Genomic DNA, 15,947 nt, shown 5'->3' on the forward strand with positions numbered 1-15,947 from the left:
ACCTCGGTTCGTTCACCCCACCGTCCGACGAGGGAACCGATGACACCTCCGCACGTACGCGCAACACTCGGCGCGGCCGCCTGTCTCCCGCTGCTCCTCGGCGCGGTGGCGTGTGCCACCGACAGCGAGGTCGAAGGCTCGGGTGGCGAGAACGGCGCGATCGACGTGACGGCGAGCGATGACTCGTGCTCGCTCAGCCGCACCGATCTCGACGCCGGTCCGAACACCTTCAACGTGACCAACGACGGCAGCCGCGTCACCGAGTTCTACGTGTACGCCGAGGGCGACCGGATCATGGGCGAGGTCGAGAACATCGGCCCCGGTCTCTCTCGCAAGCTCGTCGTCGACCTCCCCGCCGACGGGTACGAGGGTGCCTGCAAGCCGGGCATGGTCGGCGACGGCATCCGCGCGGACATCGACGTCAGCGGCGAGCCCGCCAAGGATCTGTCCGACTCGGCCGAGCTGAAGCAGGCGGCCGACAGCTACGAGCGGTACGTGCAGTCGCAGACCGGCGCCTTGGTCGAGAAGACCGACGACTTCGTCGCGGCCGTGAAGGCGGGCGACGTCGACAAGGCCAAGGCGCTCTTCCCGGTCGCGCGTACGTACTGGGAGCGCATCGAGCCGGTAGCCGAGAAGTTCGGCGACCTCGATCCCGCGGTCGACGAGCGCGAGCCGGATGTCGAGCCAGGCAGCGAGTTCACGGGTTACCACCGCATCGAGAAGCAGCTGTGGGTTGCCGGAGACACCAAGGGCATGGGCCCGATCGCCGACCAGCTACAAACCGACATCGACGAGATCGTCCGGCTCGCGGCGGAGTCGCCGCTGACGGCGCTCGAGCTCGCGCAGGGCTCGAAGAACCTGCTCGACGAGGTCGCCACCGGCAAGATCACCGGCGAGGAGGACGAGTTCTCGCACACCGACCTGTGGGACTTCAAGGCGAACATCGAGGGCTCGAAGGCGGCGATCGCGGCCATCCGGCCGGTGCTCGAGGAGCAGGATCCCGACCTGGTCGCACTGCTGGACGAGCGCACCGCCGCGCTCGAGACGGAGCTGAACCAATACCAGAACGCCGACGGAACCTGGAAGTCGTACGACGAGCTGTCGAAGGCGCAGATCAAGCGGCTGTCCGACGCCGTCGCCGCGGTGAGCGAGCCGATCAGCCAGGTTGCGGGAGTCGTCAGCGAGAGCGTTTGAGCGGCGAGCTGAAGGGCTGAGGCAGAGATGGGCGCGAGCGACGACGATCGCGAGGGCGGAGCGGTTGCCCCGACCGGCATTCGGCGGCGTACGTTGTTCGGCGCCGCCGGAGCCGGGGCCCTCGCGGTCGGTGCCGGCGCGGGCTATCTCGCGCGCGGCTCGGCAGATGCGGCCGAGCATCCGGTTGCCGATCCCGACGCCGTGCCCGTCGACTTCGCCGGCGAGCACCAGGCCGGGGTCACCACGCCTGCCCAAGATCGGCTCCACTTCGCCGCGTTCGACGTGATCACGGACAGCCGCGACGACCTGGTCTCGCTCCTGCAGGACTGGACGGACGCCGCGCGCGACATGACGGCCGGCAACGAGGTCGGCAAGTTCGGGGCGGTTGCGGGGCCGCCGGTCGTACCTCCGGAGGACACCGGTGAGGCGCTCGGGTTGCCGGCATCCCAGCTGACGTTGACGATCGGCTTCGGTCGTACGTTGTTCGCCAAGGACGGCAAGGACCGCTTCGGCCTCGCCGATCGGCGTCCCGAGCAGCTCGTCGACCTGCCGCACTTCTCCGGTGACCGGCTCGAGCCGGCCATCTGCGGCGGCGACATCGCGATCCAAGCCTGCGCGAACGACCCGCAGGTGGCGGTGCACGCGATCCGCAACCTCGCGCGCATCGCGTTCGGTCGCGCATCGGTGCGCTACTCCCAGCTCGGCTTCGGGCGTACGTCGTCGACATCGGAGGCGCAGGTGACGCCCCGGAACCTGTTCGGGTTCAAGGACGGCACCGCGAACATCAAGCTGGAGGACACCGACACCGTCGAAGACTTCGTGTGGGCACGATCGGGCGACGGCCCGACCTGGATGGACGGCGGCACGTACCTCGTCACCCGCAAGATCGCGATGCGGATCGAGACCTGGGACCGCGAGTCGCTGGAGGGCCAGCAGGGGATCATCGGTCGCGCAAAGGGGTCGGGCGGTCCCATGTCTGGCGGCGACGAGTTCGAGCCGCTCGACTTCGCCGCCAACAGTCGTGACGGCGAACCAATGATCGGCGAACAGTCGCACGTACGGCTCGCGCACCCGGACTTCAACGGCGGCGCCAAGCTGTTGCGGCGCGGCTACAACTTCGTCGACGGCAGCGACCAGCTCGGCCGGCTGGCCGCTGGGTTGTTCTTCATCTGCTACCAGCGCGACCCGCGAGAGCAGTTCGTCCGCATCCAGAACAACCTCGCCGGCCTGACCGCCGACCTGATGAACGAGTACATCGTGCACATCGGCTCCGGGATCTTCGCCTGCCCACCCGGCGTGGGCAGCACTGGCTACTGGGGAGAATCGCTCTTCACCTGAACGCGAAGCGACGAGAACGCCAGGGTGAACGAGGATCGGGATCTACGTACGAGCGTGCACTGAACGAAAAGGTCACCGAGGCAAACCCGAGATGTCGTCCGAAACCGCGGAGTCGCCACTGGGAAGTCTCCACGAGTCGCGGTTTCGGATCACATCTCGTGGATCGATCACCAAACCGCGCACGTGAATCGGTGCAGCACTGACTCGGCGGTGCGGGATGATGACCCATGAGCGGAGGGACAGAACGTGACATCGGCCGTGTCACATTTGTTACCGCGGGGTAGCGCGGACGAAACCGGCTGCATAGGCTGGGGGCATGTCCGCCGACTCCCCGCAGCCCGACATCGACGCCGTCGCCGATCCGGAGCACGACGCCCGCGCCTCGTACGCGGTCGACCCGGCCCGCGCCCGGCTGCTCACCGGGTCGATCCGGGCGAGCGGGTCCCAGCACCGGCGCACGTACTCGCCGCTCACCGGCCAGGTGGTCGCGGACGTCCCTGTCTCGGAGCCGGCCGATGTCGATGTCGCGTTCGAGCGGGCGCGCGCCGCACAACGGTCGTGGGCAGAGACCGACTTGGCCCTGCGCTCGCGGCTGCTGCTCGACCTGCACGATCTGGTGCTCGACCGCCAGCGCGAGATCCTCGACCTGATCCAGTACGAGTCGGGCAAGGCGCGCAAGCACGCGTTCGACGAGGTGCTGCACGTGGCGTTGACCGCGCGCTACTACGGTCGTACGCTCAAGCGCCACCTGCGAAGCCGTAAGCATCCGGGTGTGTACCCCATCCTTACGCGGGCCGAGGTCAACCGCATCCCGAAGGGGGTCGTCGGCCTCATCTCGCCGTGGAACTACCCGTACACGTTGGCGCTCTCCGACGGCATCCCGGCGATCGCCGCTGGCAACGCCGTCGTGCACAAGCCCGACAGCCAGACACCGCTCACCGCGCTCGCCGGCATCGAGCTGTTCCGCGAGGCCGGCCTACCGGCCGACCTCTGGCAGCCCGTGTACGGCTCGGGCCGGGTCATCGGCACCGCGATCGTCGACCGCGCCGACTACGTCTGCTTCACCGGCTCGACCGCAACGGGTCGTACGGTCGGTGCCCGCGCCGCCGAGCGGGTGATCGGCTGCTCGCTCGAGCTCGGCGGCAAGAACCCGATGCTCGTCCTCGCCGATGCCGACCTCGACCGAGCGGCCGAGGGCGCCGTACGCGCAGCGTTCTCCTCGTCCGGCCAGCTGTGCGTCTCGACTGAGCGGATGTTCGTCTCCGATGCGATCTACGACCGGTTCGTCGAGCGCTTCGTCGCCCGCGTACGCGCCATGCGGCTGTCGCCGGAGCTGAGGTTCGACGCAGACATGGGCGCGCTGATCAGCGAAGACCAGCTGCGCACGGTCGACGAACATGTCCAGGATGCGGTCGCCAAGGGCGCGACCGTTCTCGCCGGCGGTCGCGCGCGCCCCGATGTGGGCCCGTTGTTCTACGAACCGACGGTGCTCGAGGGCGTGACCCCGCAGATGCGCTGCTTCGCCGACGAGACGTTCGGACCCGTCGTGTCGCTGTACCGGTTCGGCAGCGAGGCCGATGCGGTCGCCCGCGCCAACGACGGTACTTACGGCCTGAACGCCAGCATCTACACCCGCGACGTCACCCGGGCGCGTACGCTCGCGCGGCGGCTGCGCTGCGGCACCGTGAACATCAACGAGGGGTTCGCGGCGACCTTCGCCAGTCCCGACACTCCGATGGGTGGCATGCGCGAGTCAGGCCTCGGGCGTCGCCAGGGCGTGGAAGGCATCCACCGCTACACCGAACCGCAGGCCGTCGCAGACCAACGGTTGTTGCCGCTCGCGAGCCCTCGGTTCGTGTCCGAGGAGCGGTACGCGAAGCTGATGACCGGAGCGCTGCGAATCCTGAAGCGGACGCGCCGCGCATGACGACCGAAGACACCCGGGCGGGATTCGACTACGACGTCCTCGTCGTCGGGTCGGGCTTCGGCGGCAGTGTGACGGCGCTTCGCCTTACGGAGAAGGGCTATCGCGTCGGCGTGCTCGAGGCGGGCGCCCGGTTCTTCGACGACGACTTCGCCGAGACCTCGTTCGACAAGAGGCGGTTCCTGTTCGCGCCGGCCGTCGGCTGGTACGGCATCCAGCGCATCGACGTGCTGCGCGACGTGCTCATCCTGTCCGGCGCGGGTGTTGGCGGCGGGTCGTTGGTGTACGCGAACACGCTGTACGAACCGCTCGACGCGTTCTACCGCGACCGGCAGTGGGCCGACATCACCGACTGGAAGTCCGAGCTGGCGCCGTTCTACGACCAGGCCAAGCGGATGCTCGGCGTCACCACGTACCCACATCTCACGCCGAGCGACGAGGTCATGCGTGACGTCGCCGGCGAGATGGGTGTCGGCGACACGTTCCATCCGACGCCCGTCGGGGTGTTCATGGGTACGCCGGGCGAGGCCGCCGACGACCCGTACTTCGGCGGCGCGGGCCCGGTGCGCAACGGCTGCCTCAACTGTGGCGAGTGCATGACGGGCTGCCGCCACAACGCCAAGAACACCCTGGTCAAGAACTACCTGTACCTCGCCGAGCAGGCCGGCGCGCAGATCCATCCGCTGACGACGGTACGCACGGTGCGCCCGCTCGCATCCGGCTACGCGATCGACACCCGGCGTACCGACAAGCGGTTCGGTGGCGGCGAGCGTACGTTCACGGCGGAGCAGGTGGTGTTCGCGGCGAGCTCGCTGGGCACGCAGCGGCTGCTGCATCGGATGCGCGACGAGGGGTTGCTGCCGGACATCTCCGAGCGGCTCGGCACCCTCACGCGTACGAACTCCGAGTCGATCCTCGGCGCGATCGGCGACAAGTCCTCCACGACCGACTACACCCAGGGCGTCGCGATCACCTCGTCGTTCCATCCCGACGAGACGACCCACATCGAGCCGGTCCGGTACGGCAAGGGCTCCAACATCATGTCGCTCCTGCAGACGGTGCTGACCGACGGCGACGGTGACCGACCGCGCTGGCGGACGTGGCTGAGCGAGCTGTGGGGGCAGCGCCGCGAGGTGCGCAACCTGTACGACCTCAAGCACTGGTCCGAGCGGGTGATCATCGCGCTGGTCATGCAGTCCGTCGACAACTCGATCACCACGTACACGAAACGCTCGCGGTTGACCGGCAGACGTAGGCTGACGTCCAAGCAGGGGCACGGGGCGCCGAACCCGAGCTGGATCCCGCTGGGCAACGAAGCCGTACGCAGGATCGCGCGTCGGCTCGGCGGCACGCCGGGCGGCACGATCGGTGAGCCGTTCAACATCCCGCTGACGGCGCACTTCATCGGTGGGTGTGCGATCGGGGCGTCGCCGGCGAGCGGTGTCGTCGACGCGTACCAGCGCCTCTACGGCTACGCCGGCCTGCATGTGGTCGACGGCTCGGCGATCAGCGCGAACCTCGGCGTCAACCCGTCGCTCACCATCACCGCACAGGCGGAGCGAGCGATGTCGTTCTGGCCGAACCACGGCGAGACCGACCCGCGCCCCGCGCTGGGGCACGCGTACCGCCGGGTCGATGCGGTGGAGCCGAAGTCACCCGTGGTGCCCGACGACGCGCCCGCGGCGCTGCGGCTGCCGATCGTGGGAGTCTCGTAGGCCGCGTTCGCCTCGGTTCAGTTCGACCTGGGCACTCGCTCGGGGTGAGGTCGGTTCCCGTCGATGTGCGTTTACCATGTAAACATGGTAAACGTGCGCCTTGCATGGCAGATTCACGATGCAAAGTGCACGTTTACCATGCTTACATGGTAAACGTACGTCGGCCGTGGCGAAAATGCCGTGCGGAGCGGAGGTTTGCCGTGCAAGGCGCTCGCCGCCCGATGGGCAGTCCGGAACCACGGAAGGGATTCCGGGACGCCCTCGGGCGCAAGGCCCAATCACGAGGGAGCGACAACTGGGCCTTGCGCGGTGTACCGAGAGCGGCCCACCGGACCCGATCAGGAGGGAGCCGTGACCGGGTCTACACAACACAACGACGCCGAACGAAGGGGGTTACGGCCGTTGTACGCAACGTTTGCGATCACTTTTCAATTAGCCGTCTCGCGTGGCGTCGGCGGCGTCGCGGCCCGGCTCACCGGGCCCGCTCGGTCGATGCACTGACCGATAGACTCCGCTCGTGCGCGACCTCCCAGAACATGACCTCGTCCTCGTCGTCGACTTCGGAGCGCAGTACGCCCAGCTGATCGCGAGACGCGTACGCGAGGCGCGCGTGTACTCCGAGATCGTGCCGCACACGATGCCGGTCGAGGAGATGCTCGCTCGCGAGCCGAAGGCGATCATCTTGTCCGGCGGTCCCGAGTCGGTGTACGAGGAAGGCGCGCCGCGGCTCGACCCGGCGCTGTTCGAGCGCGACGTGCCGGTCTTCGGCATCTGCTACGGGTTCATGGCGATGGCCGCCGCCCTCGGCGGGGAGGTCGCCAACACGGGCAAGCGCGAGTACGGGCGTACCGACGTCACCGTGACCCAGCCCGGCACCCTGCTCGCCGGCCTTCCGCAGCAGCTGCGCTCGTGGATGTCGCACGGAGACGAGGTGACCGCGCCGCCGGCGGGCTTCACGGTCAACGCGACGTCACCACGCGCAACCGTCGCGGCGTTCGAGGACGTCGCACGCCAGCGCGCAGGCGTGCAATGGCACCCCGAGGTGATGCACTCCGAGCACGGTCAGGAGATCCTCGAACACTTCCTGGTCGACATCGCGGGCTGCCGGCAGACCTGGACGATGGTCAACATCGTCGACGAGCAGGTCGAGCGCATCCGCGAGCAGGTCGGCGACAAGCGGGCCATCTGCGCGCTGTCGGGCGGCGTCGACTCGTCGGTCGCCGCGGCGCTCGTCCAACGTGCGATCGGCGACCAGCTCACCTGCGTGTTCGTCGACCACGGCCTGTTGCGCAAGGGCGAGGCGGAGCAGGTCGAGCGCGACTACGTCGCGGCGACCGACGTACGCCTCAGGGTGGTCGACGTGAGCGAGCAGTTCCTCGGGGCCCTGGCGGGCGTGACCGAGCCAGAGGAGAAGCGCAAGATCATCGGGCGTGAGTTCATTCGTACGTTCGAGGCCGCCGAGCGTGAGGTGATCGCCGAGACCGTCGGCGAACCTGTGGAGTTCCTGGTCCAGGGCACGCTGTACCCGGACGTCGTGGAGTCCGGTGGGGGCGAGGGCGCCGCCAACATCAAGAGCCACCACAACGTCGGGGGGTTGCCGGACGACCTTCAGTTCACCCTCGTCGAGCCACTGCGCACCCTGTTCAAGGACGAGGTACGTCAGGTCGGTGAGCAGCTCGGTCTCCCGCCCGAGATGGTGTGGCGGCACCCGTTCCCGGGTCCCGGGCTGGCCATCCGGATCATCGGCTCGGTCGACGCCGACCGGCTGCGGATCCTCCGTGACGCCGACGCGATCGTGCGCGAGGAGATCGCGGCCGCCGGCCTCGAGCGCGACATCTGGCAGTTCCCGGTCGTGCTCCTCGCCGACGTACGCTCCGTCGGCGTTCAGGGCGACGGGCGTACGTACGGGCATCCCATCGTGCTGCGCCCGGTTACCAGCGAGGACGCGATGACCGCCGACTGGGGACGTCTGCCGTACGACCTGCTCGAGCGGATCTCGACCCGGATCACCAACGAGGTATCGGAGGTCAACCGGGTCACGCTCGACATCACCAGCAAGCCGCCCGGCACGATCGAGTGGGAATAGGCCGAGTCTGGACTTCGGCGGCGAGAAGCCGCGTCATTGCATAGTCTGCTGTGGTCGGACGTCTATCTCGAGGGGCAGAACACCGGATGTCGTACAACGTGCCGCCGCCGTCGAGCAGGCCGGTGTGGCCGATCGTGCTCGCGTGCCTCGTTCTGGTGGTCGGGATCGCCGTCGCCGCCGTCTTCGTCGGCATCAATCTCGGCGAGGACGACGACACGGCCTCGGGCTCGGTATCGGTCAGCGCGAGCGGCGACGGTGAGAGCGACGAGCCGGCGGCCGGTCCGCCGAGCACGGTGGAGACCGTGACGGAGACCCCGAAGGACGAGCAGCCGGAGAAGTCGGCCGAGCCGCGCGAGACCCAACGCCCGCCGAAGGCGGTCGACGTACCGAGCGAGGTCGACTGCGGCGGCGACACCGCGGTGTTGGGCACCCGTACGCCCACCTTCGCGGCGGCGATCTGTCGCACAGGGCCGGGCACGTACGTCTATCGCGGCAAGTCCGACGGCGTCGCCGACGGCATCGTCTTGCAGGCGCAGCGCAACGCCGCTGGTGACTGGTTCGCGACCAACAAGGGCTACGCGTACATCATTGACGCCGATACCGGGCGGCTCACCATTCGCAACGGTGCCAGCGAGGTCGTCGACAGCGAGAACGCGATCCAGTTCAGCACGCGCTGACCGTTCGGGCGTCCGCTGGCGTTCTGTCACGCTTTCGGGCCGGCGCGCGTCGAGACTCCCGAGAGGTACGAAAGGGGGCCGCACACCGCCGCGCGGACGCCGGGATCGGCGACTCGTCTCGTCGCGAGGGAATCCTCGGGGCTCGTTGGCGGTTGCAACCACAATGTGACGACCACGAAGACAGCCGTCGGGCTGAGATCCGAACGCGGGCCGATCCTGCTCGCGGTGATGATCTCGATGGGCCTGATCGCGATCGACACCACGATCATCGCGACCGCCGTGCCCGCGATCGTACGAGACGTGGGTGGGTTCTCCCAGTTCCCGTGGTTGTTCAGCATCTTCCTCCTCGCGCAGGCCGTCTCCGTGCCGATCTACGGCAAGCTCGCCGACATGGTCGGGCGCAAGCCGGTCATGCTGATCGGCATCGCGGTGTTCGTCCTCGGCTCCCTGCTGTGCGGGGCGGCGTGGAGCATGCCGGTGCTCATCGCATCGCGGGCGATCCAGGGCCTCGGCGCCGGCGCCGTCGCGCCGATGGCGATGACGATCGTCGGCGATCTCTACTCGGTCGAGGAGCGCGCGCGGGTCCAGGGCTACCTGGGCAGTGTCTGGGGCATCGCGTCGATCGTCGGACCGACGCTCGGCGGGGTGTTCTCCGACTACGCGTCGTGGCGCTGGATCTTCTTCGTGAACCTGCCGATCGGCGCGATCGCGGCGGCGATGCTGTGGCGCCGATTCGAGGAGCGGGTCGAGCGGCGCCAGCATCGCATCGACTTCACCGGCGCCGCGCTGCTGGCCGCGGGGTTCTCCCTGCTGATCCTCGCGTTGCTCGAGGGCGGCTCGCGGTGGGGATGGACATCGGGAATCACGCTGACCGTGATCGCCGTCGGCGTCGCGCTGCTGATCGCGTTCGGCTTCGCCGAGCGCCGCGCTGCCGAACCCGTGCTGCCTCCGTGGGTCTTCACCCGCCGCGTCCTCGTCGGCGGCAACCTGGGGTCACTGCTGGTCGGCGCGCTGCTGATCGGCCTGACGTCGTACGTACCGACATACGCGCAGGGGGTGCTGAGCACCAGTGCCCTCGTCGCCGGCCTCGCCGTCGGCGCGATGTCGATGGGCTGGCCGCTGTCGTCGGCCTTCGCCGGGCGTGTGTACATGCGAGTGGGCTTCCGCAACACGGCCTTCATCGGCTGCTTGTCGGTGCTCCTCGGCACCTCGCTGATGCTGACCCTGGACGGCGACAGCTCGATCTGGTCGGTCGCGGCGTTCTGCTTCATCATCGGCGCGGGCCTCGGGTTCGTCGCCAGCCCCACCCTGGTTGCGGTGCAGTCGGTCGTGGGTTGGGAGCGCCGCGGCGTCGTGACCGGGGCGAACGTGTTCGCGCGGTCGGTCGGCAGCGCGGTCGGCGTCGCCGCGTTCGGCGCGATCGCGAACGCGACGATCGGGCGCCGCCTCGACGATGCGCCGGCGTCCGCGAACGGCGAGCTGCCGGAGACCGCCGACGACGTACTCAACTCGCTCGACTCCGGAGCGAGCGACGCCGTGAAGGCGTTCGTGCGCGATTCGCTCGAGCTCGCCTCGCACCATGTGTTCGTCGGCATCGTCGGCGTCGCGGTGTTGCTCGCGGTGAGTATCGCGTTGATCCCGCGGCGGGTCGACGCGCCCTGATCGGAATGGCCGACCTTGCCACGGTCGCAGGGTGAAGTTCCCGCCGAGGTACGGATTCCCGCCCATGGCGGGCCGCTCATTGGCCAGAATCCGTACCTCGGCGCACGCGGCCGCTCACGCGCACGCGGGGCTACCCGTGCCACGACCTCCAGAGCGCGGCGTACGAGCCGTCGCGCTCGACCAGCTCGTCATGGCTGCCGATCTCGCTGATCAGGCCGTCCTCGACGACGGCGACCCGATCGGCGTCGTGTGCGGTGTAGAGCCGGTGCGCGATCGCGATGACCGTACGACCGTGCAGCACCGCCGCGAGCGAACGCTCGAGGTGGCGCGCCGAGCGCGGGTCGATCAGCGACGTCGCCTCGTCGAGTACGAGCGTGTGCGGGTCGGCCAGCACGAGCCGGGCGAGCGCGAGCTGCTGCGCCTGTGCATCGGTGAGTGCGTGACCGCCCGAACCGACGACCGTGTCGAGCCCGTCGGGAAGGGCGTCCGCCCAGTCGAGAGCGTCGACGGCGTCCAGCGCCGTACGCAACGTGGCATCACCGTCGGCACCGGTGTCGTCGAGTACGAGCGCGAGGTTCTCGCGCAGCGTACCGGCGAACACGTGGTGCTCCTGCGTGACGAGTGCGACCTGGCCGCGCAAGTCGTCGAGCGGCAGGTCGGTCAGTCCGACATCGCCGACGGTCACCCTCCCGCCCGACGGCGGGTGGATGCCGGCCAACAGTCGCCCGAGCGTCGACTTGCCGGCGCCCGACGGCCCGACCATCGCCAGGCGCTCGCCCGGCCGGAGCGCCAGGTCGACCCCGTGCAGCACCTCGCGTCCTTCGATGTAGGAGAAGCGCACCTCGTCGACGTCCAGGCGGTCGTTCGCCGGCACTTCGCCCGACGGCGAGCGGTCGTCGGGCACCAGCGTGACGCCGAGTAGCCGGGCCAGCGAGGCGCTGCCGACCTGCAGCTCGTCCATCCAGCCGAGCAGCCGGTCGACCGGGTCGATCAGGAACTGCACGTACAGCGTCGCCGCGGTGACATCGCCGAGCGAGGCGTGCCCCTGGCTGTGCAGCCAGCCGCCGATGACCAGCGTCGAAACGGTCGGCACGAGATAGCCCATCTCGGCGGCAGGGAAGAACACCGTGCGCAGCCACAGCGTGTAGCTCTCGGCCGCGTACGACTCGGCGATGTCGGCGTCGATGCGCTTGCGGCGGCGGTCCTGCACGCCGAGGGTCTCGATGGTGCGTGCACCCTCGGTCGTCTCCGCGAGCGTCGCGTTGATCGAGGCGTACGACGCGTTCTCGCGCAGGTAGCCGTCCTTGGCCCGGCGAAGGTACCAGCGGGTGCCGACCCACAGGATCGGTACGCCGAGCAGGCAGGGGATCGCCACCCAAAGCCCGACCAGCAACGACGCGACGATCGTGAACACGACCGTCACGAGCGCGATGATCGTCTCGGGCACGGCGTATCGCACCGACCAGCTCAGGCTCTCGACGTCGCGCGATGTCCGGGTGAGCAGGTCTCCGGTGCCCGCCCGCTCGACCACGCCGAGCGGAAGCCCGAGGGAGTTCTTCACGAAGTCCTCGCGGAGCCGGGCGAGGAGGTTCTCGCCGAACCGCGTCGACGCGAACCTCGCGTACCTCGTCAGTACGGTCTGCAGAGCGAGAGCACTGCCGATGATCAGCGCGATCTTGTCGATGTGGTCGACGGTGGTGCCGTTCTCGACCGCCTCGACGAGGTCGCCGATCATCCGGGGTACGACGAGCCCGACCATCGCCGCGAGCGCGTGCAGCCCGATGACGAGCGACAGCTCGCGTGGATGGTCGCGGGCGACCTGGCGGGCGTACTGACGCACGGTGCGCCGGTCTGCGACCGGCAGGATCTCATTCATCCTCGCCCCTTGTCACGACGCGTCGGTACGCGGGCACCGACTCCAGCAGCTCGCGGTGCGTGCCGGTGGCGACGACCCTGCCTTCGGCGAGGAACGCGACGGTGTCGACCTCGTCGAGCAGTAGCGGGCTGGCCGTGACGACGACCGTCGTACGCCCGACGCGCTGCTTGCGTAGTCGCTTGGCGATGCGCGCCTCGGTGTGCGCGTCGACAGCGGACGTCGGCTCGACCAGAATCAGCACGCCGGGGTCGGCCAGCAGCGCACGCGTCAGCACCATCCGCTGGCGTTGGCCGCCGGAGAACGACCTGCCGCGTTCGTCGATCTCCGCGTCGAGCCCTTCGGGCAACGCCTCGAGTACGTCCTCGGCCGACGCCGTGTGGATGGCTCGCATGATCTCGTCTGTTTCTCGGCGCCCGGACACGTCGAGCTCGTCGCGCAGACGCCCACTGAACAAGGTGCTCGCGGCGGTGTTCACCATCACCCGCTCGCGTACCGTCTGCCGGCGCAGGTCGGACAACGCGACGCCGTCGAGTGCCGCATCGCTTGCCTGGTAGTAGCCGAGCCGATCGGCGAGTGCGGCCGAGGAGGCGGGGTCGTCACAGACGATCGCGACGAGGTCGCCCTCCTCGGCGACGAAACCCGACTGCGGGTCGGAGACCGAGTTGCCGGGCGGCTCCTCCTCTGGGCGGTCCGGATCGGTGAGCTCGGGGGTGAGCGACAGGATGCGTATGACCCGGCCGGCGGCGACGTTCGCCCGGATCATCTTGTTGGCGAACTCGGTTGCCGTACGCAGCGGGATCATCAGGAAGGTCGCGTACCCGTAGAACGCAACGAGCTCGCCCGGCGTGATCGTGCCCTCCATCGCGAACCGTGCGCCCAGCCAGACGACGAACACGACGAAGATGCCGGGCAGCAGCACCTGCAGGGCATCGAGCACGGACTGCAACCTGCCCACGTGCACGCCGGCGTCGCGTACGCGCTGCGATTCGGTGACGTAGCGCCGGTGGAAGACCTCTTCGCCACCGATGCCACGCAGCACCCGAAGCCCACCGACGATGTCTGCGCCGCGGTTGTTCAGCTCGCCCTGCAGCTCGCGGGCGTACATGTTGCGGCGCTGCAGCGGGCTGAGCAGGGGGCCGAGTGCGAGCAGCAGCAGCGGTACGCCGATGAGCACGATCAGGCCGAGCGTCACGGAGCTGCTGAGCAACAGTGCCGCGACCACGAAGAAGGCGACGACCGAACCCGATGCGCGGCCGAGTACGTCGCAGGAGTTGCCGATGTTGGCGATGTCGTTCGCGCCGACACTGACCACCTCGCCGGTCGTGACCCGCTTGCGTAACGTCGAGCCGAGCTCCGTGGTCTTGTTGCTGGTGAGCTGGACCGTGCGGTACGCGGCGTCCAGCCACATCTGTACGGAGGCGCGGTGCCGCATGATGCCCGAGGCCGCCTGGACGACGCCGATCACGAGCAGCGCACCGGCCCAGTACGTGAGCCGTGACATGTCGTCGGACGCGATGCCCTGGTCGATCGCTCGGCCGATGATCGCCGGCATCAGCGCCTGGGCGACCATCCAGGCGATGCCCATGCTCACGGCGAGCGTGAGCGTGCGCCCCTGGTTGCGAATGACCCAGAGCAGGTAACGGACCGACGAGCGAAGGTCGGGCGTTCCTGGGTCGGCGAGGGGCAGGGTCTTCATAGCCGAACCAGCGTAGGTTTGCGGGCATGTCGGGCGCGACAGGTTTTCGGGCGTTCGGTACGTCGTGAGGTTTGGCCGGGGAGGCCCGCACTCGGTGCGGATACTGATTGACTGACGGTCATGACAGCTGGAACACCGGTGGTCATCGCTCATCGAGGAGCGAGCGGCTACCGTCCCGAGAACACGATCGCCGCGATCGACCTTGCCGTCGAGCTCGGCGCCGAGTGGATCGAGCTCGACCTGGTCAGCACGGCCGACGGGGTTCTCGTGATCCGACACGAGAACGAGATCTCGTCGACGACCGACGTCGCCTCGCGAGCCGGCTTCGCTTCGCGGCGTACGACCCGCGAGGTCGACGGAGAGGCGCTGACCGGGTGGTTCACCGAGGACCTCACCCTCGACGAGCTCAAGTCGTTGCGCGCGACGGAGCGCCGACCCGACCTCCGGCCGGCGAGTGCCCGCCACGACGGCCGGTACGACGTGCCGACCCTCGAGGACGTGTTGGCGTACGTCGGGATCGCCAACGCGGAACGTTCGACGCCGATCGGTGTCTATCTGGAGCTCAAGCACCCGACGTACTTCGCCGACCGGGGCCTCGATCTGGTCGGTCCGCTGGTGGCCGACCTCGACCGGCACGGCCTGCTCGTCGACGGTGCGCCGGTGTGGTTGGAGTCGATGGAGACGGGTGTCCTCCGCGATCTCGCCGGCAGGGTCGGCTGCACGCTCACGCAGCTGATGGCCAGCGGCGAACAACCGTACGACCTGACCGCCGCCGGCGACCCCCGTACGTACCGAGACCTGTGTACGCCCGCCGGCCTGGCCGAGATCGCGACGTACGCGCAGCGGATCGGTCCGAGCAAGGGCCAGGTCATTCCGCGGGGCGCCGACCGGCGGCTCCGGGCGCCGACCAGCCTGACCGCCGACGCGCACGCGGCCGGGCTGGAGGTGCACGTGTGGACGCTGCGCAACGAGAACGTGTACCTGCCCAAGGAACTGCGGCGGGGGACTTCGGGCCACGAGATGGGAGAAGCGGCCGCCGAGTATGCGGCGTTCTTCGACGCGGGTGTCGACGGCGTGTTCACCGACTTCGTCGACACCGCGCTTGCCGCTAGGTCGTGTTGGCAAACCTCGCGTCGATGAGGGAGCGGGACTCCGCGCCCGGTCTGTCCCCCAGCCGCAAGGCGGCTGGGAGGTGCCCCCATTCGCGCGGGAGCGAAGTTGTAGTTGGATGCTCCTTCGAGCGACCCGTAACGTAGCCAGTCCCCCAGCCGCTTCGCGGCCGGGAGGTGCCCCCAGGGATGCGGAGGCACGCGAGCCGGCGCGGGGTTTGCCAACACGGCCTGGTACCGGGTGGGCTACTCGGACGGGATGAGCACCCAGGCGATCAGGTAGACGATGATCATCGACCCGAGGCCGAAGATGGTCGCGATGACGGTGATCAGTCGTACGACGTTGGCGTCGACGTTGACGTACTCCGCGACCGCGCCGCACACACCGCCGATCCAACGGTCGTCCGAGCGAACGAGGCGCTTGCGGGGCTTGTCGAGGTCACTCATTGCGGGCCTTCCTACGGTGCGAAGCGATGGTGGACAACACGATGCCGACGATGCCGCCGACGATCAGGATCACGGGCACGGCGATCAGGATCTCGCCGCGGTCGGCGTTCCCCTGGTCCCAGGCGACCCACAACCCGCCACCGATCAGCGTCGCGAGGCCGAGGACGAGGGACAGGGGGTCGAGCGGATGGCGTTTCATGAGCGGCGAGGAGCGGACGAGCGA

12 protein-coding genes are annotated in these 15,947 nt (G+C 68.9%); 8 read left to right on the plus strand and 4 right to left on the minus strand.

Annotated features, from left to right (window positions below):
* Window positions 1-39 precede the first annotated feature (39 nt).
* The 7 genes from efeO to L0C25_RS15145 all read left to right on the plus strand — a co-directional run bounded on the left by efeO (window position 40) and on the right by L0C25_RS15145 (window position 10,596).
* Entirely contained in the window at window positions 40-1,194 is a 1,155-nt protein-coding gene (gene efeO, locus L0C25_RS15115) for an iron uptake system protein EfeO (protein ID WP_271632503.1), read from the plus strand.
* A gap of 27 nt (window positions 1,195-1,221) precedes the next feature.
* Window positions 1,222-2,532 (plus strand): iron uptake transporter deferrochelatase/peroxidase subunit, encoded by a 1,311-nt coding sequence (efeB, locus tag L0C25_RS15120; RefSeq protein ID WP_271632504.1) that lies wholly within the window; start codon window positions 1,222-1,224, stop codon window positions 2,530-2,532.
* A 316-nt stretch (window positions 2,533-2,848) separates the two neighbouring features.
* The gene (locus L0C25_RS15125) at window positions 2,849-4,459 is read left to right on the plus strand and encodes a succinic semialdehyde dehydrogenase (RefSeq protein ID WP_271632505.1); all 1,611 of its coding nucleotides are present in this window, start codon (window positions 2,849-2,851) and stop codon (window positions 4,457-4,459) included.
* On the plus strand, window positions 4,456-6,171 hold the full coding sequence (locus L0C25_RS15130; protein WP_271632506.1) for a GMC oxidoreductase: 1,716 nt from the start codon (window positions 4,456-4,458) through the stop codon (window positions 6,169-6,171). Before L0C25_RS15125 ends, L0C25_RS15130 begins: the two co-directional genes overlap by 4 nt.
* Before the next feature lie 517 nt (window positions 6,172-6,688).
* Window positions 6,689-8,257: a glutamine-hydrolyzing GMP synthase gene (gene guaA / locus L0C25_RS15135; protein ID WP_271632507.1), complete on the plus strand. Its 1,569-nt coding sequence runs from the start codon at window positions 6,689-6,691 to the stop codon at window positions 8,255-8,257.
* A gap of 86 nt (window positions 8,258-8,343) precedes the next feature.
* A complete protein-coding gene (locus L0C25_RS15140; protein ID WP_271632508.1) occupies window positions 8,344-8,934 on the plus strand; it encodes a hypothetical protein in 591 nt (196 codons plus the stop codon).
* 165 nt (window positions 8,935-9,099) lie between these two features.
* Window positions 9,100-10,596: an MDR family MFS transporter gene (locus tag L0C25_RS15145; protein ID WP_271632509.1), complete on the plus strand. Its 1,497-nt coding sequence runs from the start codon at window positions 9,100-9,102 to the stop codon at window positions 10,594-10,596.
* 130 nt (window positions 10,597-10,726) lie between these two features.
* Here L0C25_RS15145 and L0C25_RS15150 read toward each other — a convergent pair whose 3' ends face one another.
* The gene (locus tag L0C25_RS15150; RefSeq protein ID WP_271632510.1) at window positions 10,727-12,472 is read right to left on the minus strand and encodes an ABC transporter ATP-binding protein; all 1,746 of its coding nucleotides are present in this window, start codon (window positions 12,470-12,472) and stop codon (window positions 10,727-10,729) included.
* Window positions 12,465-14,168: an ABC transporter ATP-binding protein gene (locus L0C25_RS15155; protein WP_271632511.1), complete on the minus strand. Its 1,704-nt coding sequence runs from the start codon at window positions 14,166-14,168 to the stop codon at window positions 12,465-12,467. The genes L0C25_RS15150 and L0C25_RS15155 overlap by 8 nt, the downstream gene beginning before the upstream one ends.
* 120 nt (window positions 14,169-14,288) lie before the next feature.
* Between L0C25_RS15155 and L0C25_RS15160 the strand changes: the two genes are divergently transcribed.
* A complete protein-coding gene (locus tag L0C25_RS15160; protein ID WP_271632512.1) occupies window positions 14,289-15,308 on the plus strand; it encodes a glycerophosphodiester phosphodiesterase family protein in 1,020 nt (339 codons plus the stop codon).
* A gap of 215 nt (window positions 15,309-15,523) precedes the next feature.
* Here L0C25_RS15160 and L0C25_RS15165 read toward each other — a convergent pair whose 3' ends face one another.
* Together L0C25_RS15165 and L0C25_RS15170 are read right to left on the minus strand one after the other, a co-directional pair.
* Window positions 15,524-15,724 carry a PspC domain-containing protein gene (locus L0C25_RS15165; RefSeq protein WP_271632513.1) on the minus strand — a complete coding sequence of 67 codons (201 nt, stop codon included), beginning with the start codon at window positions 15,722-15,724 and terminating at the stop codon, window positions 15,524-15,526.
* A complete protein-coding gene (locus L0C25_RS15170) occupies window positions 15,717-15,923 on the minus strand; it encodes a hypothetical protein (protein ID WP_271632514.1) in 207 nt (68 codons plus the stop codon). Before L0C25_RS15170 ends, L0C25_RS15165 begins: the two co-directional genes overlap by 8 nt.
* Window positions 15,924-15,947: the final 24 nt, after the last annotated feature.

Source organism: Solicola gregarius (assembly GCF_025790165.1).
Lineage (GTDB): Bacteria > Actinomycetota > Actinomycetes > Propionibacteriales > Nocardioidaceae > Solicola > Solicola gregarius.

Excerpts from the sequence above, each read along its gene's own strand:
- efeO (WP_271632503.1), top strand. The coding sequence starts at position 40 with ATGACACCTCCGCACGTACGCGCAACACTCGGCGCGGCCGCCTGTCTC.
- efeB (WP_271632504.1), top strand. The coding sequence starts at position 1,222 with ATGGGCGCGAGCGACGACGATCGCGAGGGCGGAGCGGTTGCCCCGACC.
- L0C25_RS15125 (WP_271632505.1), top strand. The coding sequence starts at position 2,849 with ATGTCCGCCGACTCCCCGCAGCCCGACATCGACGCCGTCGCCGATCCG.
- L0C25_RS15130 (WP_271632506.1), top strand. The coding sequence starts at position 4,456 with ATGACGACCGAAGACACCCGGGCGGGATTCGACTACGACGTCCTCGTC.
- L0C25_RS15140 (WP_271632508.1), top strand. The coding sequence starts at position 8,344 with ATGTCGTACAACGTGCCGCCGCCGTCGAGCAGGCCGGTGTGGCCGATC.
- L0C25_RS15150 (WP_271632510.1), bottom strand. The coding sequence starts at position 12,472 with ATGAATGAGATCCTGCCGGTCGCAGACCGGCGCACCGTGCGTCAGTAC.
- L0C25_RS15155 (WP_271632511.1), bottom strand. The coding sequence starts at position 14,168 with ATGAAGACCCTGCCCCTCGCCGACCCAGGAACGCCCGACCTTCGCTCG.
- L0C25_RS15160 (WP_271632512.1), top strand. The coding sequence starts at position 14,289 with ATGACAGCTGGAACACCGGTGGTCATCGCTCATCGAGGAGCGAGCGGC.
- L0C25_RS15165 (WP_271632513.1), bottom strand. The coding sequence starts at position 15,724 with ATGAGTGACCTCGACAAGCCCCGCAAGCGCCTCGTTCGCTCGGACGAC.
- L0C25_RS15170 (WP_271632514.1), bottom strand. The coding sequence starts at position 15,923 with ATGAAACGCCATCCGCTCGACCCCCTGTCCCTCGTCCTCGGCCTCGCG.